The following is a 22,448-nucleotide window of genomic DNA, read 5'->3' on the forward strand; positions in this document are numbered from 1 at the left end:
AGAACCAGCCGGAAGCACCGCCTTCAAAACGACAGAGAGGCACACCGCGCTGTCGTCACGCCGCCGCCGGCGCCAGTGACATGTTGATGTGGGTGCCCATCTTTTCATCGCCGCCCTGCATCCTGTTTCTCCCTTGATCGACGCCCCGCCGCCCATGTTTCCGAAATCGCTTCCACGGGATCAGGACTGATCGTCGTTCGGTATCAGAACCAGAATCTCACCCCGCCAACCAAGCTCGTCGATGTCGCCTTGTCGCCGTCGGCACGCGCGAAGTCGGCGGTGCGCCCGGTCTTGGCGTCGTAGGAGATGCCGACATACGGAGCGAATTGACGGCTGATCTCGTAACGCAGCCTAAGCCCGATCTCGGCGTTGGTCAGACCCGCGCCTAGGCGATTCTCCGGCACGTCCTGCGCCGAGAGGTTTAATTCGACGCGTGGCTGAAGGATCATTCGCTGCGTAATGCGCTGGTCGTAATAACCCTCAAGCCGACCGAGCACATCGCCCTTGTTCGACAGGAACAGCGCGCCCTCCACCTCGAACCAATAGGGAGCGAGTCCCTCGAACCCGACGGTCGCGTAGGTTCGCGTCGGCGACGGCTGGAAGTCATGACGCACGCCAGCCTGGAGGTTGAAATAGGGGCCGATCGCCCGGCTATAGAGTGCCTGGATCTCGGCGGACACGACGCCTTCACGGAACACGCCTTCGCCTTCGGTCTTTACGGTGAGGCGATTGATGTCGCCGCCGAACCAACCCTCGCCGTCCCAGCGATATCCGTCGCGGCCGTTGCGGATCTGTACCTCGGCGAGATTGAACATGATCTGCGAGAAACTGCGTCCCCCCGAATCGCGCATCATGTCGTTACGGGCGCGCGCCATCTCGGATGCTGGAAACTGCCGGTCGGCATAATGGTCCATCGGCGGCGGTGGAGCCGGGGCGTCGCCAGCGGGAAGCGCGGTGCCGGTCATCGCCATGCCAGGCATTGCGCCCGAGTTCTTGGCTCCACCCGACATGTCCATTCCGGGCATCGACTGCATCGACGAGCCACCACTCGGCGTGCCCATGTCCATACCCGGCATCGCGTCCTGGGCCTTCGCGGGCTGAGACCGCTTGGTCGATGGCATTGCCATGCCCGGCATGGCGCCGTCGGCTGAGGGCTTAGGTGCGGCATTTGCCGGCGCGCGGCGCGCGGGCGTGGCCCCGACCTTACGGGCAGCAGGCATCTTAGGAGTCGGCTTCTTAGCGGGAGCCGGCATCGTCATGCCGGGCATGTTGTGCATCGAGTGATCCTGCGCGGCCGCCGGTGCGGCGACGGCGATGGCGGCGGTGACCGCGAGTACGGCGGCGAGGCTCATACCGCTGCCCCCTTCGGACGGACGCTGACGGTCCGCATCATCCCCGCCATCATGTGATAGAGCATGTGACAGTGGAACGCCCAGTCGCCGACCGCGTCGGCGGTAAAGTCCCATGTCACCTTGCCGCCCGGTTGCACGATCACGGTGTGCTTGCGCGGCGCGTGGTCGCCATGTCCCGTAACCAGCTCGAAGAAATGGCCGTGGATGTGGATCGGGTGTCCCATCATGCTGTCGTTGATCAGGTTCACGCGGACGCGTTCGCCCTCGATGAAAGGGATCGGCATGTGGACGTCGGACATCTTCTCGCCGTCGAACGACCACATGAACCGCTCCATGTTGCCGGTCAGGTGGATGTCGATGCTGCGGGACGGCGCGCGGACGTCCGGGTTGGGCGTAAGCGCCATAAGGTCCTTATAGACGAGCACCTTGTGGCCGACGTCCTCCAGCCCCTGGCCTGGCTCGCCGGTACGATCCATCGGCATCGGCGAGATGGTCTGGACGCCGGGTCCCTTCTTCACTTCGGGGGCATAGGAGAAGTCGCGCATCTTCATGGACCCCATGTCCATCCCGGCCATGTCGTGACCCGCCATCCCAGCCGTCGATCCGTGATCCATCCCGGCCATGCCCGAATGGTCCATGTCCGCCATTGCCCCGTGATCCATGCCGGGCATCGCGGCGCCCGGCTTGCCCATCGCCATCGCCGCACCGGCGGCGGTTGCCAGCTTGGCGGACGTGTTCTGCTCGGCGGTCGGATCGACGCCGCGCGTCATGTCGCCGCCCGACATGTCCATGCCCTCCATGCCGGGCATGTTCGCCATGTCCATCCCCATGTCCTTCATGGTCGCGAGCGGCCGCTTGCGTAAGGGCGGCACCTCGGCAGCCATTCCGGCGCGGGGCGCCAGCGTCGCCCGCGCCATGCCCGAGCGGTCGATCGATTCTCCAACAAGCGTGTAGGCGCGGTCCTCGGTCGGGGTGACGACGGCGTCATAGGTTTCGGCGACGCCGATCTGGAACTCGTCGACTTCGACCGGCATCACGTTCTGCCCGTCGGCCTGGACGATGGTGAGCCGGAGGCCGGGGATGCGGACATTGAAGGTCGTCATCGCCGATGCGTTGATGACCCGCAGCCGGACCCGCTGACCCGGCGTGAACAGCGCGGTCCAATTGTCCCGTGGCCCGTGACCGTTGACGAGATAGGTGTAGGCCGCGCCGGTCGCGTCCGAGATGTCGGCCGGGTCCATCCGCATCTTGCCCCAGTCCATGCGATCCTTGAGCGGCTGGTCGCGACCGGGAAGCAGGCCGGCGAGCGTCTGGCGCTGGAAATTGAAGTTGCCGGGATTGATCTTCATCGCGCGGAAGATGGCTTCGGGCGACATCTGGCTGTGGTCGGACAGCACGATGACATGCTCGCGGTCGAACCTGACTGGATCGGCCCCGGCCGGATCGATGACGATCGGCCCGTAATGGCCGAGTTGTTCCTGCATGCCGGAATGGCTGTGATACCAGTAGGTGCCGTTCTGTTTGATCGGAAATTCGTAGAGGTAACTCGACCGGGGCTTGATCCCGGGAAACGAGATGCCGGGAACACCGTCGTGCTGCGGGGGCACGAGCAGGCCATGCCAGTGAATCGAGCTGTCCTCGTCGAGGTCGTTGATGACCTTCAGCCGCACGTTCTGGCCCTCGCGCAGCCGTATAAGCGGCGCGGGCACGGTGCCGTTGATGCCGATCGCCTTCGAGACGCGGCCATCGATCATCATCGTCTGGCGCGCGATCCGAAGCGTAATGTCGTCACCCGACACGGTGGGAAGCGGTGCGACCAGCCCCGGCGACACCGATTGCGCCCAGGCCGGCATCCATGCGGCCAGCGCTAGGCCGCCGCCGGCGGCGCCAGCGCCGCGCAGGAGTTGGCGGCGGTCGAAAACGTGATTCATGATCATCCTGTCGAACGGATAGTTGCGCTGTTACCGTTGGATACGCGGCGCAATCCTTCAGCCCTCGCGCATCCTCCATGATTTTGAGGACATGGTGTTTGACATGGTGTTAGGGTCAAGCCGCAGTCAGCAAGAATTCCGATCCCGTTTCTTCAGGTTGATATCGTCCCGGCATTCTCTTCGGGGCGGTAACCTTTCGGCCAGACGCTGCGCGCGACGAACGCGGCGATCGCCGGCAGAACCAGCAACGTCAGCGCGGTCGAGGTGATCAACCCGCCAATCACCACCGTCGCCAACGGCCGCTGGACCTCGGCCCCGGTCCCGGTCGCCAGCGCCATCGGCACGAAGCCGAGACTCGCCACCAGCGCGGTCATCATCACCGGACGGACACGCTCCATTGCACCGCCGATGATCGCGTCGTCGGCGGCCTCGCCGTCGTCGCGCCGCTTGCTGATCGAGCTCATCATCACGAGTCCGTTGAGCACCGCGACTCCGGAAAGAGCGATGAATCCGACCGCCGCGGTGATCGAGAACGGGATGCCGCGCAGCAGCAGCGCGAACACCCCGCCCGCCAGCGCCATCGGCACCGCGCTGAACACGATCGCCGCCGGCACGAACCCGCCCAGCGCCAGGTAGAGCAGGGCGTAGATGGCGAGGAAGCAGATCGGCACCACGATCATCAGCCGCAGCCGCGCCGACTGCAGGCTCTCGAACGTGCCGCCCCAGTCGGTATACATTCCGGACGGCAGCGTCATGCCGGCGATCTTGGCCTGTGCTTCATTGACGAAGCCGCCGAGGTCGCGACCGCGTACATTGGTCTGGATCACGACCATCCGCTTGCCGTTCTCGCGGCTGATCTGGTTCAGCCCCTCGGTATAGCGGAACCGCGCGACCTCGCGCAGCGGGATCGAGCGCGCCGACTGACCTTCCGCTGATGCGAGCATCACGGGGATCGCGCCCAGCGTCTCGATGTCGTCGCGCTGCGCGTCGGGCAGCCGGACGACCACGTCGAAGCGCCGGTCGCCTTCATACAGCAGCCCCGCCTCGCGTCCGCCGAGCGCGGCGGCGACGGTGTTCGCCACCTCCTCGACCGACAGGCCGTATCGGCCCGCCGCCTGCCGATCGACTTGGATGTCGAACGTCGGTGCGCCGGAGGTCTGTTCCGCCTGCACGTCTGCCGCGCCCGGAATCGTGCGTAACGCAGCCGCGATCTTCGCGCCCTGCTCGGTCATCGCGTCGAGATCATCGCCGTAGAGCTTGACCGCAACGTCCGATCGGACGCCCGCGATCAACTCGTTGAAGCGCATCTGGATCGGCTGCTGGATCTCGGTGCGGTTGCCGATCAGCGGCTTCATCTTCGCTTCGATCCGCTTGAGGATATCGGCCTTGCTGTTGACGCCTTCGGGCCATTCGCTCTCGGGCTTGGGAATGACGTAGGTGTCGGACGCGTTGGGCGGCATCGGGTCGGTGCCGAGATCGGCGTTGCCGTTTTTCGAGAACACCAGCGCCACCTCGGGCAGCGACTTCAGCGCATCCTCGATCCTGAGCTGCATCTGGGTCGATTGGTCGATCGATGCTGACGGGATGCGGAAGTTCGTTACCGTGATGTCCTTCTCGTCGAGCTGGGGCATGAACTCCTCGCCTAGCGCGCCGAACATCAGCACCGCCGCCAGGAACACGCCCGCGCCGCCGGCGATGAACGGCAGCGGCCGCGCCACCGCCTTCGCGAGCAGCGGGGCATATCGCTCCTTGAACCAGCGGATCGGCGGCACCTCGGTCTCGCTGACCTTGCCGGTGATGACGATCGCGATCATCGCCGGAACGAAGGTAATCGACAGCACGAACGCGCTGGCCAGCGCGACCATAAGCGTCGTCGCCATCGGCGCGAAGGTCTTGCCCTCGACGCCCTGGAAAGTGAGCAAGGGCACGAACACGAGGAAGATGATCGCTTGGCCGTAGACGGTAGGCTTCACCATTTCGCGCGCGGCTTCGGCGGTTTCGGTCAGCCGCTCGAGGCGGGTGAGCAGGCGACCTTGATGTTCCTGCCGTTCGGCCAGGCGCCGCAGCGCATTCTCGATAATGATGACCGCGCCATCGACGATCAGCCCGAAGTCGAGCGCACCCAGACTCATCAGATTACCCGATACGCCAAGGCCGTTCATCCCCGCCGCGGTCATCAGCATTGTGATCGGGATCACCGCCGCGGTGATCAGCGCCGCGCGGATGTTGCCGAGCAGCAGGAACAGCACGACGATGACGAGTAACGCGCCTTCGATCAGGTTCTTCTCAACCGTTGCGATCGTCGCATTGACCAATTTCGACCGGTTATAGACCGGCGCGGCCACCACGTCCGGCGGCAGCGTGCGGTTGATCTGTACGAGTTTGTCGGCGACGCGGGTCGCGACGATGCGGCTGTTTTCACCGGTCAGCATGAGGATGGTCGAGATTACCGCCTCCGACCCCATCAGGCTGCCCGAACCGGTGCGCACCGCGCCGCCGATCACGACCTGCCCGACGTCACGCACGCGCACCGGCACGCCGTTCCGGGTGGCGACGACCGCCTCCTCGATGTCGGCGATCGATCGCAGCCGCGCGTCGGCGCGGACCAGGAAGCTCTCGCCTGCGCGACGGACATAGTTGGACCCGGCGGAGAGGTTCGACCGCTCCAGCGCGTCCGCCAGTTCCGTGACCGACAGGCCGTAGGCGGCAAGCGAATTGAGGTTCGGCTCGACGACGTATTGCTTCACATAGCCGCCGTTGGAATCGACCCCGGCGACGCCGGTGACGCCGCGCATCTGCGGCCGGATGATCCAGTCCTGCACGGTGCGCAGGTAGGCGGCCTTGGCGAGTTCGGTCGTCAGGCGTTCGCCTTCGGGCGTCAGATAGCTGCCATCGGGCTGCCACCCGGGCTGGCCGGCGCGATGCTCGCCGCCCTTGCCGTCGGGATGCCGAAACGCGACCGAGTACATGAAGATCTCGCCAAGCCCGGTGGTCAGCGGCGCGAGCTGCGGCTGAACCCCGGCGGGCAGGCTGTCGGCGGCTTGGGCAAGCCGTTTGGTCACCTGCTGGCGTGCGAAGTATATGCTGGTCGAATCCTCGAACACCGCCGTGACCTGGCTGAATCCGTTGCGGGTTAGCGAGCGCGTCATCTGGAGGCCGGGGATGCCCGACAGCGCGGTCTCGACCGGGAAGGTGACCTGCTTCTCCATATCGACAGGGCCGAGCGTCGGCACGAAGGCGTTGATCTGGACCTGGCGGTTGGTGACGTCTGGCACCGCGTCGATCGGCAGCATGGTGATCTGCCACGTCCCGAACGCGACGACGAGCAGCGTCAGGAACGCGACCACCCACCGCGCGCGGACCGAGAAACCCAGAATGCGCGCGATCATTCCGCCGACTCCTTGCCGAGTTCGGCCTTGAGGAGGAACGCGTTGGTGGTGGCGATCGGCGTGCCCGCCTTCAGCCCCGAGGCGATCGCGACGAGGCCGCCGCTGCGGCTGCCGATCTGCACGCTCTGCGCCTTGAAGCCGCCGGGCGTGCGGACGAACACGACGGTGCGACTGCCGATCGTCTGCACCGCGTCCTGCGGCACCATCACGCCGTCGCGCGTGGCGCCGCCGCTCGCGAACACACGCGCCTGGACGAGTTGGCCGGGGACGAGGGTCGATCCGCCCGCGGTCGGTGTCACGATGACCGTCGCTGCGCGCGTCTCCGGATCGACGACACCGGTTGCCGATCGAACGCGACCTTCGAGGGTCAGGCCGTCGCTCGTCGTCAATTCGACGCGATCACCCGCCCGGACGCGGCTCGCGTCTGCGGGCGGCAGACTGGCGGTGATCTGCAACCGGCGCGGATCGGCGACCCGGAACAGCTCGGTCTCGGCCGCGACATACTGCCCGAGGTTGGCGGGCGCGGCGGTGATGCGCCCGCCGATCGGGGTGACCACGGCGACCGAGCGACCATCGCCGGCGACCCGCACGGCACCGGCGGCGGCGTTCGCGCGGCGAGCATCGGCCTGCGCCACCGCGAGGTTGGCCTGCGCGGTCTCGTAGTCGGCGCGAGGACTGACGCCCTGCGCCAGCAGCGAGCGCTCGCGCGCGAGCTGGCGGCTGGCGAGCGTTACCCGCGCAGAGGCCACCGAGCGGTCGGCCACGATCGCGGAGGCGTCGCGACTCTCGACCAGCGCCACGGTCTCGCCGACACGCACTGGATCGCCGATTCGCTTGAGGATGCGGGTGACGGTGCCGGCCGCGCGCGCGGTCAGGACCGCTTCGGCATCGGGTGTCGCCTCGACCGTCGCCGAGGCTGGGATCGCTGCGTCGATTTCGCCCGACGCGGCGGGGGCGACGACGATCTCGGACGTCCGGATGCCCGTGTCGTCGATCGCGACCGCGTCGGTCGGCGCCGCCGATGTTTCCGCGGATTGGGGTTCGGACGGGGCCGGCGCGGTCAGGCGCGCGGCGCCGAAGCCGAGCGCGGCGGCTGCGGCCAGGCCAATCGCGGCGCCGGCATATAGGCGGTTCTTGTCGTTCATTGGACCGGTTCTCCGGTGATGGTGAGGCCCGACAGGCGGGCGAGGCTGGCGCGGGCGTCGAGGCGCGCGGCGGCGGCGTCGAGGACGACACCGCGTGCGACACCGAGGCCGTGGCGCGCGGCGAGCAGTTCGATCAGCGGTGACTTGCCTGCTTCATAGGCGATGCGGGCGAGGCGATAGGTTTCCTCCGCCGTCGCCATGGTGCGCGCTGCGGCCTGCGCGCGCCTATCGGCGGCGGCAACCAGCGCCTGGCCCGACTGCACGCCCGCTAGTGCTTCCAGTCGCGCCGACGCCGCACGCGCCTCGGCACCGCGCAGCTCGGCCTGAGCGGCGGCGATGTTGCCCTTGTTCCGATCGAAGATGTGAAGCGGCAACGACACCCCGGCGACGAGCGCGGTCGCGTTATCCGCCTCCAGCCGCCGGACGCCGATCTGTGCGGTGACGTCGGGAATGGCGCGCTTGCGCTCGACCGTGACGCGGCGTGACGCCGCCTCGCGTTCGGCCTCCGCTGCGCGGAACCCGGCGCTCTGGAGCGGGTCGATTGGTCCAGACGCGGGCTGTGCGGCGAGCCGATCGAGCAGCGATGCCGACAGGCTCGTATAAGGCATCTCGACGCCGGCCAGCGCAGAGAGGCGTGCGAACGCTGCGGTACGCCCCGCCTTCACACCTTCGAGTTCGGCGGTCAGCGTGTTGAGTTCGGTCTCGGCTTGGAGCTGGCGAAGCCGAGCTTCCTTTCCGGCACCGACCAGCGCGCGGGCGACCTTCAGATCGGCGGTCGCTTCCTCAACCTCATCTTCGGCCAGCCCGATCCGCCGATCAGCGATCTCGGCGGCGGCGTAAGCGCGCGCGAGCTCATAAGCATAGGCCTGGCGACCGGCGAGACCGCGCGCCTCTGCCGCAGTGACGCCTGCGCGCCCCGCCGCCATCCGGGCGGACCTTTTGCCGCCGAGTTCGAACGGCTGGTTGTATTGCAGCGTCGTCTCGGTCCGCCCGAACCCACCATAAGGCGAAGTCCCGCCGAAATTCTCGCCATAGACGGTGATCGTCGGATTGGGTCGTGCCCGCGCCTGCTCGGCCAGACCTTCGGCCTGCGCGATCTCGGCATTGAGCACAGCGATCCGCGGTGAGTCCCCGGTCTGCCGCAGAAGTTGCGCGAAGGGCGGCGCGGGCTCCGCCCACGCCGAACCCGCCAGGCTAAAGCCCGCGAGCGTGCCGGCGAGCGCGTAAGCGCGCCACCGGCGGTTGAAGCCGTCCATGTTCGATCATCCTGCACGAGTGAACCACTGCGCACCGCATCGCGCGCGGGATCAGGCTCGTGGTGGACGCAATAGTGACGTTGGATCGAGACCTCGAAGGCCGGCGGGTTCGCCGCTTGGCCAGATCGACGCCAATTCCGTGACCAGATGCGACGGTTCGATATGCGCCGGGACCGCGAGGCTCTGGCCAACGGCGTGCGCGGCCAGATGGATCGCACCGTCCGGATCTTCCTGATCCTTGTCGGCGTGGCTGTGTTCCACGGACGCCGCGTGAACGGGATCGTCGTCGTGGATGGTCGCGCCATGCCAGCCGGACAGCGCGACCATCCCAAGCACGGCGATAAACGCCAGCAAGGTCGCAATAACCATCGATCGGGGTCGGCGTGAGGTCACGATCGCCAGCCTATGCGACAGGCCGCGTCGCAGCAAGGATGTAGCGACGTCACGCCTTCGGCCAGTCGGGATGGCGTCGATCGATGACGAACGGGTGATCGCCCTGGGCGTGAACGCGGGCGTGATCGTCATCGTCGGCAAGGTCGCCGTGACTATGCGCGACGACATCTGGATCGTTCGCCGGCCACAAGAGACACGCCGCCGTCGTGCCGATCGCGGCGAGCACTGCCATGGCTGCGAACGCTGCGGCCATGCTCACGCGCGCGCCAAGTTGGCCGACCAGGGGATAGCAGACCAGCCAGCACACATGGCTCAGCGCGAACTGCGCAGCGAACAGTGCGGGGCGATCGTCGGCGTTGGCCGACCGCTTGAGCAGCCGCCCCGAAGGCGTCACGCTCGCCGAATAGGCAATGCCCATCACCAGCCAGCCGACCAGCAGAACGTGCCAATAGCCGACGCCCGGCGTCATCGTCGCCGCCACCGCAGCCAAAGCCGCCAGCGCGAGCGTCATGACCGCTGCCGCGACCATCATCACCGTTCGGTCCGCGACACGGTCGAGGATCCGCGGCAGAGTGAGCGCGGCGGTGATCGACCCGCCGCCGAACGCCGCCAGTGTCAGTGCGACGTCGCGCTGGCTGAGACCAAGGCCGCGGACGATGACGACGGTGTTGACGATCACCATTGCGCTCGCCGCGGCCGCCGCGAGGGTCAACGCGAGCAGCCCGCGCAACCGCGGCGTCTTCAAATAGATGCGGATGCCGCGCGTCGTCTTGTCGTAGATCCCGCCGCCGTCCCTCGATTGCTCGGGGCGCGGCAGGACGGCCGTGACGACCAGCATCGCGGAGGCAACAAACCCGATCGCGGTGCCCGAGAACAGCCAGTGGTAGCTGATGACCGTCAGCAATCCCGCGGCGAGGATCGGACTGGTCAGGCTCTCCATGTCATAGGCCAACCGCGACAGCGACAGAGCGCGCGTATAGTCGCGCTCGTCGGGCAGCACGTCGGGGATCGTCGCCTGAAACGTCGGGGTAAAGGCCGCCGATGCGGATTGCAGGACGAAGATCAGGACATATACCTGCCATATCTGGTCGACGAACGGCAGGCAGAGTGCGACGCCCGCGCGGATCGCGTCCATCGTGACGAGCAAGGCCCGGCGCGGCACGCGGTTGGCTAACGCGCCGGCGATAGGCGCGACGCCGATATAGGCGATCATCTTGATCGCCAGTGCCGTGCCGAGGACCGCGCCGGCATTGCCTCCGGCGATGTCGTAGGCGAGCAACCCGAGCGCGACGGTCGCAAGGCCGGTCCCGATCAGCGCGATGATCTGCGCCAGGAACAGGTGTCGGTAGGTGCGATTTGCAAGGACAGCCAGCATGACGCTCTCGTATCCCCAAGGGGGGATATGTCAACCGCTCTCGACAGAGTGCCGCGACCGTGGAAGGAAGCGCCGATGGCCCACACCGCTCACACCAGCCACCCCGCGATCGTCAAGCGCTTGAACCGCGCTGGCGGCCATTTGCGCAGCATCGTCGAGATGATCGAGGCGGAACGCCCCTGTGTCGATGTTGCCCAGCAGCTACAGGCGGTCGAGAACGCCATCGCGAGCGCGAAACGCGCGCTGATCAACGATCATATTGACCATTGCCTCGTCCATGCCGAGGAAGGCGAAGGGCCGCAGCAGGCGATCGAGCAGTTTCGCGCGATCTCCAAATATTGGTAGCATCGACCGGTCGCCGGCTTCTCCAAGGCGTGTTCACCGTCGGTCGAGAAGCTCGGCAAGCCTGATCCGCGCGCGCCTCAAGCGAGTCTCAACGGCCTTCTCAGTGATTGCGAGGATCGATGCCGTCTCCGCCTGGCTCATGCCTTCGATGGTGTGCAGGACGAGCGGCTCGCGCAACGCCGTGGGGAGGTCCGCGATCACGCGGCGCAACCGCGCCAGCTCCTGACGGTCGGATGCCGCAACGTCGTGGCCGGGTCGATCGTCGGCGACGTTCTCGACCACGCCCTCGATCGGCAGCGCGAACGAGAAGAGCCGTCGCACCGCGCGGCGGCGTCCCCAGTCGCGGCACTTGTTGATCGCGATGGCCGCCAGCCACGCGCGCATCGGTCGAGCGGGGTCATAACGCTTCAGCGCGAGATGCGCGGAAACGAATGTCTCCTGCACGATGTCGAGCGCCTCGTCGGCATCGCCGATATTGCCGAGCGCGAGACGATAGAGGACGCTGCGATGGCGGCGCACGATCTCGGTGAACGCCGCTTCGCGGCCGACCAGACTCAGCGACGCCAGATCGCCGTCGGACAGCGTCGACAAGTCCAATCTCACCGGATCCCGAGTCAACGGGCGTCGGTCGTCAGCGCCTTCACCACCGCACGATCGAAGACGGCGGCCTGGTCCGTCCGCAGGATCTGCCTCATCGCGAAGATGTGGGCGAGCGTCTCCTTCTGCAGCTCGCCCATCGCCCGGTGCGAGGCATCGACCGCGGCGGAGACGCGCGGACCGTTGCCATGCTCGGCCTCGATCGCGTCGGCGAGCCTGACGTTGTCCGCACGCATCTCCAGTTCGAGCGCCTGCCGCCGAACTGCGAAGCGCTGTTCGAGCGCGTCGAGCTTGGCCTGCTGGTTGGCGTCGAGCTTCAGATCGTGATGGAGAAGTTCGTGCAATTCGGACCCCTTCGCAGCATGCGTAGGGATCAGCACACGGCCGACACTGACACCGACAATCGCCGCAAGGAAGGCGATCAACGCAACGAACAACGTGCGACGGTTGACCATCAGCGATCCGAGGCCAGCAGCGTCGAGGGCGCGAGCGGATTCGATGGACCGAACGGCGACAGCGATGCCGCAGCGGCCGGGGCCGCTGGAAGCATTCCGGCGGTTACGCCCAAGGCGATCGCCCCGAGAGCCGCCATAACCATCAGCGGAGCGCCAAACGCGGCCTCGGAGTGGCGGCGCTCGTGAATGCGCGCCATCACGGTCCCGTCGATCGTGGCAAGACCCGGGTGTTCTTCACTCGCGAGGCGACGGAGGGCAGCATCGATATCGGTCGTCATGTTCGTCTCCATATCCTCGATACGCGCACGCAGCCTTCTCCCCTCGAACATCCCGCACGCGGCGTTCGTATTCAAGAGATCGGCGAAGCAATGGTGGAGACCCGCGAGGGCTGCGCCTCCAAAGCGCGTATCCACCGATACCGGCGAATGGTGCCGGTCGATGGAGTTTACGATCATGCGTTCCCTGTCCCTTGTCGCGGCACTGGCCGCCGCCGCTCTCGCGAGCGCCCCGACCTTCGCCCATCCCAAGCTGCTGTCGGCCAACCCCGCCGCGAACGCGGTCGTCGCAGCACCCACGCGTCTCCAGCTATCGTTCTCGGAAGGGCTGGTCGCGCAATTCTCGGGTGCCGACCTGTCGATGACCGACATGCCGGGGATGAAGATGAAATCGCCGATGAAGATGGCGCTCAAGGCATCGGTCGCCCCCGACGGCAAGACGTTGGTGCTCGCGCTCGCCAAGCCGCTGCCGCGCGGCACCTATAAGCTCGACTGGCACGTCGTCTCGACCGACACTCATCGCGTCCAGGGCAGCTATGCGTTCAAGGTGAAGTGACTTTGGACGCGCTCGGCGTCGCCATCAGGTTCGCGCTCTATTTGGATCTGATGGCGGCGTTCGGGCTCGCCGCGTTCGGCGTGCTGAGCCTGCGCGGCTCCGAACGCGGCACGGCTCTGCCGCTCCGACCGGTGATGGTTGACGCAGGCGCGCTTGGCATCGTCCTGTCGGTACTCGGGCTGTTGGTGATGGCGGCGGCGATGGCGGGCGTGCCGCTGACGGCGATCGACCGCGGGACGGTCACGATGCTGGTGACGGAGACGGCGGCGGGAGCCGCCTGGATAGTGCGAATGGCGGCGCTCGCGCTGGTCGTGCTCGTGCCGATGATGGGGTGGAAGCGGCCCGGCTGGGCTTTGTCCGTCATCGCCTTGGCTGGCGGTGTTGCCATCGCCACGCTGGCGTGGACGGGACACGGCGAGATGGACGATGGCGCGATTGGCTGGCTGCATCTGTGTGCCGACATCGCGCACCTGATCGCCGCGGGGGTATGGATCGGTGCGCTGCTGGGACTGTCGATGCTGGTGATGCGCCGCGCATCGCGCATCGACGCATCGCACCTGGCGCTATCGCACCGTGCGTTGGAAGGTTTCTCAATCACGGGGACCGTCATGGTGGTAGTGATCGTCGTTTCCGGGCTCATCAATTCCTGGCTGCTGGTCGGGCTCGCAGGAATGCGCGTGATCGGCGATAGTCTCTATGGCCAGTTGCTCGTCGCCAAGGTGATGGTCTTCGTCGCGATGATCGGGTTGGCGTCGGTAAATCGCTACCTGCTGACCCCCGCGCTTGAGGCGGCGATTGATCAAGGAAACCACGCTCGCGCCATTGGCGCGCTGCGGCGCAGCCTTGGCTTGGAGACGGCGTGCGCCGTGGCTGTACTGGGAATCGTCGCTTGGCTGGGAACCCTTGAACCTATCGCTTCGGCGGCAGGCAGTTCATGATTGCGAACCGCCCCGATTTCGGCCCTTGACCCTGACATGGTGTCAAACCTCATATCAGTGCGCTCTGGAGAATCGACATGACGAAACAGGCGCACGAGGATGAACACGATCACGCGGCGGGCGGCTGCTGTTCAGCGAATAGCGCGACCGGAAACGAGGGTGCTCATGCAAAGGTCAAGGATGTTGTCTGCGGCATGGACGTCGATCCGGCCGCGACGGCGCATCATGCGACGCACGAAGGGCACGACTATCATTTCTGCTCGGCCGGCTGCCGCACGAAGTTCGTCGCGGACCCCGATCACTATCTGACCGGCAAGCCTGATCCGGGTCCGACAGCAGCGCCGGGCGCAATGTGGACCTGCCCGATGCACCCGCAAATCCGCCGGGAAGGGCCTGGAACGTGTCCGATCTGCGGAATGGCGCTCGAGCCGGAGGAACCGTCGCTCGGCGACGCGCCCAACCCGGAGCTGGTCGATTTCACCCGCCGCACTTGGGTTGCCGCCGCGCTAACTGTGCCGCTGCTTGCGATCTCGATGGTCGCGGAGATGCTCAGCGTTCACTTCGTCCCACCCGCGATAAACCCGTGGCTGCAACTGGCGCTGACCACGCCGATCGTGCTGTGGGCCGGCTGGCCCTTCTTCCAGCGTGGCTGGACCTCGATCGTCACCCGCCACCTCAACATGTTCACGCTGGTCTTGATCGGCGTCGGCGCCGCGTTCGCCTATAGTGTGGTCGCAACCGTTGCGCCCGGGTTGTTCCCGCCGTCGTTCCAAATGCACGGCATGGTGCCGGTCTATTACGAAGCGGCTGGCGTCGTCGTGACGCTCGTGCTGCTCGGCCAGGTGCTCGAACTGCGTGCCCGCGCCGCGACCGGTCGCGCCATCCGGGCGCTGCTCAATCTCGCACCCAAGACCGCCCGGCGCATCGGCGCGGACGGGGAGGAAGCTGAGGTCGAACTGGCCGACGTAGTCGCAGGTGACCGTCTTCGTGTGCGGCCTGGCGAAGCGGTGCCGGTCGATGGCGTGGTGGTCGAAGGTCGCTCGTCGGTCGATGAGTCGATGCTGACCGGCGAGCCGGTGCCGGTGCTGAAGGAAGACGGCGCTACCGTCACGGGCGGCACCGTCAACGGCACCGGCGCGCTGGTGATCGAGGCGCGCGCGGTCGGGTCCGACACGGTGCTCGCGCGTATCGTGAAAATGGTCGCCGAAGCGCAGCGTAGTCGCGCGCCGATCCAGGCGGTGGCGGACCGCGTGTCGGGCTGGTTCGTCCCGCTCGTCGTCATCATCGCGATCGTGACGTTCGTCGTCTGGAACCTGGTGGGTCCGGAACCGCGGTTCGGCCACGCCCTCCTCAACGCGATCGCCGTGCTGATCATCGCCTGCCCTTGTGCACTCGGGCTCGCGACACCGATGTCTATCATGGTCGGCACCGGACGCGGCGCGCGCGCGGGCGTGCTGATCAAGGATGCCGAAGCGCTGCAGATGATGGCCGATGTCGACACGCTCGTGATCGACAAGACCGGCACGCTGACCGAAGGCCGCCCCACGCTCGTCGCGGTCGAGACCGCCGGCGAGTTCGTGCGGAACGACGTGCTCTCCGCCGCTGCGGCGGTCGAAGCGCAGTCGGAGCACCCGCTCGCCCATGCGGTCGTGACTGCCGCTCAGAAGGAAGGGCTGAAGATTGCGCCCGTGGAGGACTTCGACTCCCAGACCGGCCTCGGTGTCAGCGGGCGAGTCGATGGCCGCGTGATATCCGTCGGCAACGCCGCTCAGATGGTACGGGTCGGCGCGGATGTGTCGGCGCTGACGAAGACTGCGGACCGCCATCGCAGCGAAGGTGCTGGCGCTATGTTCGTCGCGATCGACGGGCGATTTGCCGGGCTTCTCGCCGTCGCCGATCCGATAAAGGCATCTGCGCGTGACGCGATTGCCGCGCTGCGCAAGGAGGGGCTGCGGATCGTCATGTTGACCGGCGACGCGCAAGGGACGGCGGATGCCGTTGCCAAGGCGATCGGCGGCATCGACGAGGTCCACGCCGGCCTGAAGCCCGAGGACAAGGCGCGGATCATCGGCGAATTGAAGGTGAAAGGCGCCAAGGTCGCAATGGCGGGTGACGGCATCAATGACGCGCCGGCACTCGCCGCAGCCGACGTCGGCGTGGCGATGGGCACCGGCACCGACGTGGCGATCGAAAGCGCGGGGATGACGCTGACCAAGGGCGATCTCGCGGCCATGGTGCGCGCCCGCCGGTTGGCCAAGGCAACGATGCGCAACATTCGGCAGAACCTGTTCTTCTCGTTTCTGTTCAATGGCATCGGCGTACCGATCGCGGCGGGTGTGCTCTTTCCCGTAGCCGGCATACTGCTATCGCCCATGATCGCCGGTGCGGCGATGGCGCTATCGAGCTTCACGGTGGTGACCAATGCGCTACGGCTGAATGCGACGAGGCTGTGAAGATCGGGCCGGCATCGGACCGGAGCGGCGTCTCGCAGCGCATGATCCGCCACTATGAGAAGATCGGCCTGATCCCGTCGGCACCGCGCCGCGACAGCGGCTATAGGGATTATTCCGACGCCGACGTTCACCGGTTGCGGTTTATCGCCAATGCGCGCGATCTCGGTTTCCCGATCGAGAAGATCAGGACGCTGCTCGGGCTGTGGAGCGATGCCGCCCGGTCGAGCGCCGACGTGAAGCTGCTTGCCACCGCACGTGCCGACGAACTCGGCCGTAAGGCGGCGGGGCTCGAAGCGATGCGCCGCGCTCTTCTCGATCTCGCCGGGCGGTGCCACGGCGACGATCGCCCCGACTGTCCAATCATCGATGACTTGGTTGGAAAGGTCTCGACCTCGTAGCCGAAGCGCTATTTCCACGACGACCAGTGGATGTGGACGATCTTCCACGCGTTGCCGTCCCGTCGCAGGACCATCGTTTCTGTCGAAGCGCTATCGATTGCCCGGCCCTTGTAGCTGCCGGTCGTCCGTGATTCCGTGGCGATCCAGGCCATATCGGCGTCGGCGTTGCCGGATTGTCGCGTCACCTTTCGCGTCGTCACTTTGGCGAACGCGGCGTCGGCGGGAAGATGGTGCGAGGCGTATTCCGCCTTGCTGTGTTCGACCTCGCCGCTTTCGTAGATCAGCGCATTGCTGGCCAGAAGAGCGGAAGCTGCTTCGATATTTCCGACCTTGAGCGATCGGTGAAAAGCCTCGACGACCGCTGCCGCGCTACGCCCCGCGTTCGGCACCAACGATTGAACAGGGTCAGGCTGGTGGGCAACCTGTGCAGAAGCGGGCAGCGATAGGAATGGTGCCGTAAATGACAGGCAGAGCAGCGGAATAAGCAGTCGCATCATAACCCTCGATCTGGCGTGGTACCGGCACAATATACGCAGGCGTCGCGCTGATCCCTCGTCGCCGCGACGGAGCGCATCGATTGATCGCCGGCAATCCGGCCGGGTGTCGTGACGATCAGTTGCTCGCCTGTTAGCGTTGCTCATGGACCCGTTACCTACTCCGACGGATCGCTCGCGCATGAGAATTCCCCGAACCGTCTGGGCGCTGGGCTTCGTCAGCCTCTTCATGGATCTCTCGTCGGAGATCGTGCACGCGCTCCTCCCGTTGTTTTTGACAGTGACCCTCGGCGCGAGCGTCGCGTTGGTAGGCGTGATCGACGGCTTCGCGGAATCGACGGCATCGATAACCAAGGTCTTTTCCGGCTACCTGTCCGATCGGATTGGACGCCGTAAGCCCCTGATCCTTCTGGGTTACGGCCTTGGCGCCCTATCGAAGCCGTTCTTCCCGCTCGCGGGCAGCGCGGCAGCCGTCCTCGGCGCCCGTTTCGCGGACCGGATCGGCAAGGGGCTCCGGGGCGCTCCTCGTGACGCGCTCGTCGCCGACGTGACCCCGCCGGAGATCAGGGGGCGTGCGTTCGGCCTACGCCAATCACTCGACACCGTCGGCGCTTTTGCCGGCCCGTTGCTCGCGATCGGGCTGATGACGATGTTCGCGAACGACATGCGCATGGTTTTCTGGATTGCCGTCATTCCCGGAGCTTTGGCGGTGTTGTTCGTCATGGTCGGCGTCGAGGATGCACCGCACACCGGATCCACGGCGTTAGCGCGACAACCGTTGCGAATGGCGGATCTCCGGCGCTTGCCGCGAGCGTTCTGGGCGACCGTTGCCATCGGCGTCGTCTTCACCCTGGCCCGCTTCAGCGAGGCGTTCCTGATCCTCAAGGCGAACCGAGAGGGTCTTCCGCTGGCCCTTGCGCCATTGGTCCTGGTCGTGATGAATCTGATCTACGCGCTCGGCGCCTACCCGGCGGGCGCCCTCTCCGACCGGGTGCGGCCGCGAACCCTCTTCATCTGCGGCCTTATCTGTCTGATAGCCGCCGATCTGGCGCTCGCCCTGATCCATGGCCTCCTCGGCTCCTTCTTCGGCGTCGCGCTGTGGGGCGCTCACATGGCGCTGACCCAGGGCTTGCTCGCGAAACTCATCGCGGATCATGCGCAGCCTGAGCTGCGTGGCTCGGCCTTCGGCTTGTTCAATCTTGCGAGCGGCATCGCCTTGCTGTTCGCCAGCGTCGTGGCAGGTCTGGTGTGGGATCGTGCAGGGCCGGACGCGACATTCCTGACCGGGGCCGCCTTCGCTGCCTTCGCACTTTTTCTGGTCGCCCGTTATGGGAGCCAGGGTCAGGTCGCTGCACAGGTATGATCAACTCGGGCATTGTGGAACGACGCAGCGAGGTAGAAGAACAAAGATCTCTAATCGACGAACGATTTGCGAGGCATTTTCCGGGGGCACGATAGGGGGCACGGAAATATAACAAGACCAATATTTCTATTTACTATCAAAAGGATAAGTGTCGCAGTGTGGCTCCCTCCGTCTCCGCCAATATCGCCGCTCAAGTTGCTGAAAGTAATCATCTTTCGCCGACAGCGGGCGGTCGGCCCCACTTTCGGGCCCACTGACGCCGGTCGCATTCGAGCGAGGCCGCATCATTCGAACACGAAAAAGGGCACAGTCAAAGACTGCCCTTTTTGGATCGCTGCGGCTGGCAAGAGCTACGCCGGGAGCGCGCGAACTCTAGATATAGCCCAGAGCCATGCCGCCGCTTCTCGGCGCACGCTGCGGTGCGCACCTTCACATGCCAGCCTCATCATAGTGCCGATGTCGTTCCCGGCCGCAGCACACTGAGAGGCACCGCGCTCAGCGCGAAGGCTGGCCTCGCGCAGCGTGGACGGGGCACTATCGGGGTGAGTGAGAAGAAGAGATGACCGTCATATCGAGTCCTTTCCTTGTTGGAAGGCTTACTTTGTCATACGGTTCGATTGGACTTGCAATATCGTAAAGTCGTTGAAGATTATCGTTTCAACACTTTCAACGCTGCTAATACCGTATTTCTGTCACATTACTGCGATCGAATTTATTTATATGTCGTGTTGGTCACCAAATCGGACGGGCCAGATATGGAACTATTGGGTGGTCCAAGGTGGTTATTAGAACGATGATATGGTTTTGTTCGTGTGCAATGGTCACGGTTCCACCAGTTGCGCGGCGCAGACCATGCTTCATGCCCTGCCTGCCCTCTGCCGACCGGACCCCACCCCTCCGGGGGCACCCGGCGCGTCGTCCTTTTTCCATATCCCCGCCACGCACTAAATTTCAGAATTTTTTGGATCGTTTTTGTCGGACCTCGCTACTTGGGAAAGTGGCCGCCCGCGCGGATTGCGTATCGATGGCGTACCGCGAGCAATGCCAGTGCATCATGCGTAGCCCTGGATGGCTCCTTGATCCCCGGACAGAGCCCACCGCGCTCACGCCACGGTAGATATTCGCACGCAAACAAGGCGTTCTGCCCCGACCACGCAGTTACCTTTGCTGTCCCAAATTGATCCGGGCCGAATCGGCTGTTTGGCTATAGGTCAGCCTCGTCAGCGGGTCGCACATCCGGCTGGCGGGGCTGGCAACGACCAGCATCTTTCCCGCACGCCTCACCATGTTTGGGGGGAAATTTTGTAATGTCCGATTTAGCCGCACGCAAATTCATTCTTGCCGCGACCGTCAGCCTGTTTGCCGTCCTCGCTACGCCCAGTGCGGCAAACGAATGTCTGCTCGACACCAACAATAACGGTGTGCCCGACGCATCAGACACCGATGGCGGCGCCCTGTCTGGTTCGAGCGCCCGCTTAGCATGCGGAGCCAGTGCAAACGCGACCGGCGGAAACGCGACTGCCGTTGGCGCTGCCTCGGTTGCTACCAGGAACGATGCCTCGGCTCTGGGCAATGGTGCGATGGCAACCGGGACAGAGACGATAGCACTAGGTGCGTCGGCATCAGCGACCGCGAGTAATGCTACGGCGGTTGGTCAGGGAGCACAGGCGACGATGGTGTCGTCAACGGCATTGGGTCAAATGGCAACCGCATCGGGAACAGGAGCTATTGCGATCGGTGGCGATGGTGGCGACGCCGGGATCACCGGGGCGTTGGCAAATTCGGATGGCGCCATCGCTATTGGCAGGGACACGATCGCAGGCGGGCCATCAGCCATCGCCTTGGGCGACAGTTCCAGCGCCAGCGGATCGAACTCAGTCGCTATTGGCACAACCACGATGGCCGTCGGTACGGCGGTGGCCGTCGGCAATGCAGCAACCGCGTCAGGCAATTTCGGCCCGGTCGCAGTAGGAAACATGGCAACGGCATCGGGTGCATCCGGCGCAGTAGCTATCGGATCCAGCGCCGCGGCAACGATGGCAAACACGGTTGCAGTGGGCTTTCAAACAAAGGCATCCGGCATTGAGACGACCGGTTTGGGCGGCGGCGCGATTGCGAGCGGAGCCTATTCGACAGCCGTTGGTGCGTTCACCGATGCGACCGGAAACAGCTCGATTGCGATTGGGGATGGGACCAACAACGGTGCTCAAGCGACTGCCGACCGCGCAATTTCGATCGGCGGCAACTCCGCGGCGAGCGCCACCGACGCGGTTTCGGTCGGCTTTGCCGCTCAAGCGACGGGCGTGCGATCCATCGCGCTCGGCGCTGACAGTGGAGACGTGGACGCAATCGGTGCCCGCGCCACTCAGACCGACACTATCGCGATCGGCTCGGACGCTCTGGCCTCGAACGCGCAGTCGGTGGCGATCGGCACGACCAACGTCGCCACCGGCGGGATAGGGGCGACGTCGATCGGCAACCGCTCGACCGCGAATGGTCAGGGCGCGGTAGCGATCGGCGATGCCGACAATGCCGTCGGCTTTGGCGCGGTGGCGATGGGCTTTTCGAGCAATGCGACGGCATCGAACGCGCTGGCGCTGGGCAGTTCGTCGACCGCATCGGGATCGGCTGCGGTGGCGCTGGGCAATGGTGCTGTCGCCAGCATGAGCGGCAATCTTGGCCTAGGCTCGTCGGCGCAAGCGACGGGGGTCGTGGCGACGTCGATCGGCTATCTCAGCCAGGCAACGGGCGCGTTCGGCACCTCGATCGGGGCCGCTGCTGTCGCGACCAACGCCCAGACGACTGCGATCGGTGGGAAGAGCACGGCATCGGCGATGAACACCTCGGCGGTCGGTTATATGGCGACGGCCAGCTTTGCGGGATCGACTGCGCTGGGGGCCAATGCCGCGACGACTGCGGTCAATCAGGTCAAGCTGGGCGGATCGGGGACGTCGGTACAACTCGGTGACATCGCCGCCTCCGACGCTGCGCAGAGCGGAACCGAATTCTACGTCACCGTCGATGCCAATGGCACGCTCGGCAAGGGCGGGCAGTCGGGGGCGAGTGCACTTCAGGCCTCTCAGGCGGCCGCGCTGGCCGGCCTGCAACAAGGGCAGGCCGCGATCGACGATACCGTCGCGGCGCAGGGGCGCTCGATCAATCAGCTGTTCGATCTGGCAGCTTATGACCGCCGCGAAAGCCGTCGCGGGACTGCCGCCGCCATGGCACTGACCAACGCGCCGTTCCCGCCCGAAGCGGGGCAGACCGGCTACGCCGCGAACACCGCCGTCTATCGAGGGCAAGTCGCGTTCTCCGCATCGGTGTCGCACCGCTTCGGCGATGCGCCGTTCGCGCTGAACGCAGGCGTCAGCCATGCCGGTGGCAAGAGCACGGGTGCACGGATCGGCGTTGCCGGCGTGTTTTGACGAACCCTGGCCCCGCCCGAGGGCGCTGTCAGACCAACGAGGTAGCGGCTAAATGGTGCGGATGAGACGCAAATCTAGAGCAAAGCCGCCTAGTCCCTTCCGCCGCTTCAACTCCTCGCCCGAGGTGATCCGACTGATGGTGCTGATGCACGTTCGGTTTCCGCTGTCATCGCGGAACGTCCAGGATCTGCTTCTGTGGTTGCCGCCCGGTGTGCAAGAGGTTTCTGATCCAATGCGCGCGTGATCGAGTGCGGTCTTCTGTAAGGCCTGTGAATGCGACATTATGAAAAGTCGCTGGCCGGTATGGT

Annotated in this window: 18 protein-coding genes and 2 pseudogenes; 9 read left to right on the forward strand and 11 right to left on the reverse strand. The window is 65.6% G+C overall.

All coding sequences use genetic code 11. The annotated features are described in order from the left end of the window. Window positions 1-203 precede the first annotated feature (203 nt). The 7 genes from ACM9ME_RS11105 to ACM9ME_RS11135 form a co-directional block, all read right to left on the reverse strand. Window positions 204-1,352 (reverse strand): copper resistance protein B, encoded by a 1,149-nt coding sequence (locus tag ACM9ME_RS11105; RefSeq protein WP_415643527.1) that lies wholly within the window; start codon window positions 1,350-1,352, stop codon window positions 204-206. Then, window positions 1,349-3,283, reverse strand: coding sequence for a copper resistance system multicopper oxidase (locus ACM9ME_RS11110; protein WP_415643528.1), 1,935 nt, complete (start codon window positions 3,281-3,283; stop codon window positions 1,349-1,351). The genes ACM9ME_RS11105 and ACM9ME_RS11110 overlap by 4 nt, the downstream gene beginning before the upstream one ends. Window positions 3,284-3,435: 152 nt before the next feature. Then, a complete protein-coding gene (locus tag ACM9ME_RS11115) occupies window positions 3,436-6,672 on the reverse strand; it encodes an efflux RND transporter permease subunit (protein ID WP_415643529.1) in 3,237 nt (1,078 codons plus the stop codon). Further along, window positions 6,669-7,817, reverse strand: a complete 1,149-nt coding sequence (locus tag ACM9ME_RS11120; RefSeq protein ID WP_415643530.1) for an efflux RND transporter periplasmic adaptor subunit — start codon at window positions 7,815-7,817, stop codon at window positions 6,669-6,671. The genes ACM9ME_RS11115 and ACM9ME_RS11120 overlap by 4 nt, the downstream gene beginning before the upstream one ends. Then, window positions 7,814-9,073 carry a TolC family protein gene (locus ACM9ME_RS11125; protein ID WP_415643531.1) on the reverse strand — a complete coding sequence of 420 codons (1,260 nt, stop codon included), beginning with the start codon at window positions 9,071-9,073 and terminating at the stop codon, window positions 7,814-7,816. The genes ACM9ME_RS11120 and ACM9ME_RS11125 overlap by 4 nt, the downstream gene beginning before the upstream one ends. A gap of 51 nt (window positions 9,074-9,124) precedes the next feature. Then, on the reverse strand, window positions 9,125-9,427 hold the full coding sequence (locus ACM9ME_RS11130) for a hypothetical protein (RefSeq protein WP_415643532.1): 303 nt from the start codon (window positions 9,425-9,427) through the stop codon (window positions 9,125-9,127). 88 nt (window positions 9,428-9,515) lie between these two features. After that, entirely contained in the window at window positions 9,516-10,841 is a 1,326-nt protein-coding gene (locus ACM9ME_RS11135; RefSeq protein ID WP_415643533.1) for an MFS transporter, read from the reverse strand. 75 nt (window positions 10,842-10,916) lie between these two features. Between ACM9ME_RS11135 and ACM9ME_RS11140 the strand changes: the two genes are divergently transcribed. Next, window positions 10,917-11,186 (forward strand): metal-sensing transcriptional repressor, encoded by a 270-nt coding sequence (locus ACM9ME_RS11140; protein ID WP_415643534.1) that lies wholly within the window; start codon window positions 10,917-10,919, stop codon window positions 11,184-11,186. Between the two features lie 33 nt (window positions 11,187-11,219). On the opposite strand, the gene ACM9ME_RS11145 is transcribed toward ACM9ME_RS11140, so the two are convergent. From ACM9ME_RS11145 to ACM9ME_RS11155, 3 genes are read right to left on the reverse strand one after another with little or no spacing between them, the layout of a single operon-like run. Next, window positions 11,220-11,789, reverse strand: a complete 570-nt coding sequence (locus tag ACM9ME_RS11145) for an RNA polymerase sigma factor (RefSeq protein WP_415643535.1) — start codon at window positions 11,787-11,789, stop codon at window positions 11,220-11,222. 11 nt (window positions 11,790-11,800) lie between these two features. Further along, the gene (locus tag ACM9ME_RS11150; RefSeq protein ID WP_415643536.1) at window positions 11,801-12,238 is read right to left on the reverse strand and encodes a periplasmic heavy metal sensor; all 438 of its coding nucleotides are present in this window, start codon (window positions 12,236-12,238) and stop codon (window positions 11,801-11,803) included. Continuing rightward, complete coding sequence (locus tag ACM9ME_RS11155; protein ID WP_415643537.1) at window positions 12,238-12,516, reverse strand: hypothetical protein; 279 nt, start codon at window positions 12,514-12,516, stop codon at window positions 12,238-12,240. Before ACM9ME_RS11155 ends, ACM9ME_RS11150 begins: the two co-directional genes overlap by 1 nt. A gap of 175 nt (window positions 12,517-12,691) precedes the next feature. Here ACM9ME_RS11155 and copC point away from each other — a divergent pair, with 175 nt between their 5' ends. From copC to ACM9ME_RS11175, 4 genes are all read left to right on the forward strand, one after another. Next, the gene (gene copC, locus ACM9ME_RS11160) at window positions 12,692-13,069 is read left to right on the forward strand and encodes a copper homeostasis periplasmic binding protein CopC (RefSeq protein WP_415643538.1); all 378 of its coding nucleotides are present in this window, start codon (window positions 12,692-12,694) and stop codon (window positions 13,067-13,069) included. 2 nt (window positions 13,070-13,071) lie between these two features. Further along, on the forward strand, window positions 13,072-14,007 hold the full coding sequence (gene copD / locus ACM9ME_RS11165; RefSeq protein ID WP_415643539.1) for a copper homeostasis membrane protein CopD: 936 nt from the start codon (window positions 13,072-13,074) through the stop codon (window positions 14,005-14,007). 77 nt (window positions 14,008-14,084) lie between these two features. Further along, on the forward strand, window positions 14,085-16,460 hold the full coding sequence (locus ACM9ME_RS11170; RefSeq protein WP_415643540.1) for a heavy metal translocating P-type ATPase: 2,376 nt from the start codon (window positions 14,085-14,087) through the stop codon (window positions 16,458-16,460). Continuing rightward, entirely contained in the window at window positions 16,457-16,858 is a 402-nt protein-coding gene (locus ACM9ME_RS11175) for a Cu(I)-responsive transcriptional regulator (protein WP_415643541.1), read from the forward strand. The genes ACM9ME_RS11170 and ACM9ME_RS11175 overlap by 4 nt, the downstream gene beginning before the upstream one ends. A gap of 8 nt (window positions 16,859-16,866) precedes the next feature. Here the strand turns inward: ACM9ME_RS11175 and ACM9ME_RS11180 are convergent, their stop codons facing one another. Beyond that, window positions 16,867-17,352: a DUF4440 domain-containing protein gene (locus ACM9ME_RS11180; protein WP_415643542.1), complete on the reverse strand. Its 486-nt coding sequence runs from the start codon at window positions 17,350-17,352 to the stop codon at window positions 16,867-16,869. 181 nt (window positions 17,353-17,533) lie between these two features. On the opposite strand from ACM9ME_RS11180, the gene ACM9ME_RS11185 reads away from it, so the two are divergent. The 4 genes and pseudogenes from ACM9ME_RS11185 to ACM9ME_RS15475 form a co-directional block, all read left to right on the forward strand. Further along, entirely contained in the window at window positions 17,534-18,715 is a 1,182-nt protein-coding gene (locus ACM9ME_RS11185; RefSeq protein WP_415643543.1) for an MFS transporter, read from the forward strand. Window positions 18,716-20,022: 1,307 nt separating this feature from the next. Further along, window positions 20,023-20,574 (forward strand): annotated as a pseudogene (locus ACM9ME_RS11190) (hypothetical protein); the annotation flags it as partial. A gap of 195 nt (window positions 20,575-20,769) precedes the next feature. Further along, window positions 20,770-22,140: a hypothetical protein gene (locus ACM9ME_RS11195; RefSeq protein WP_415643548.1), complete on the forward strand. Its 1,371-nt coding sequence runs from the start codon at window positions 20,770-20,772 to the stop codon at window positions 22,138-22,140. A gap of 61 nt (window positions 22,141-22,201) precedes the next feature. Next, window positions 22,202-22,333 (forward strand): annotated as a pseudogene (locus ACM9ME_RS15475) (IS6 family transposase); the annotation flags it as partial. Window positions 22,334-22,448: the final 115 nt, after the last annotated feature.

Origin of the sequence: Sphingomonas antarctica (assembly GCF_965137005.1) — a bacterium.
Lineage (GTDB): Bacteria > Pseudomonadota > Alphaproteobacteria > Sphingomonadales > Sphingomonadaceae > Sphingomonas_O > Sphingomonas_O antarctica.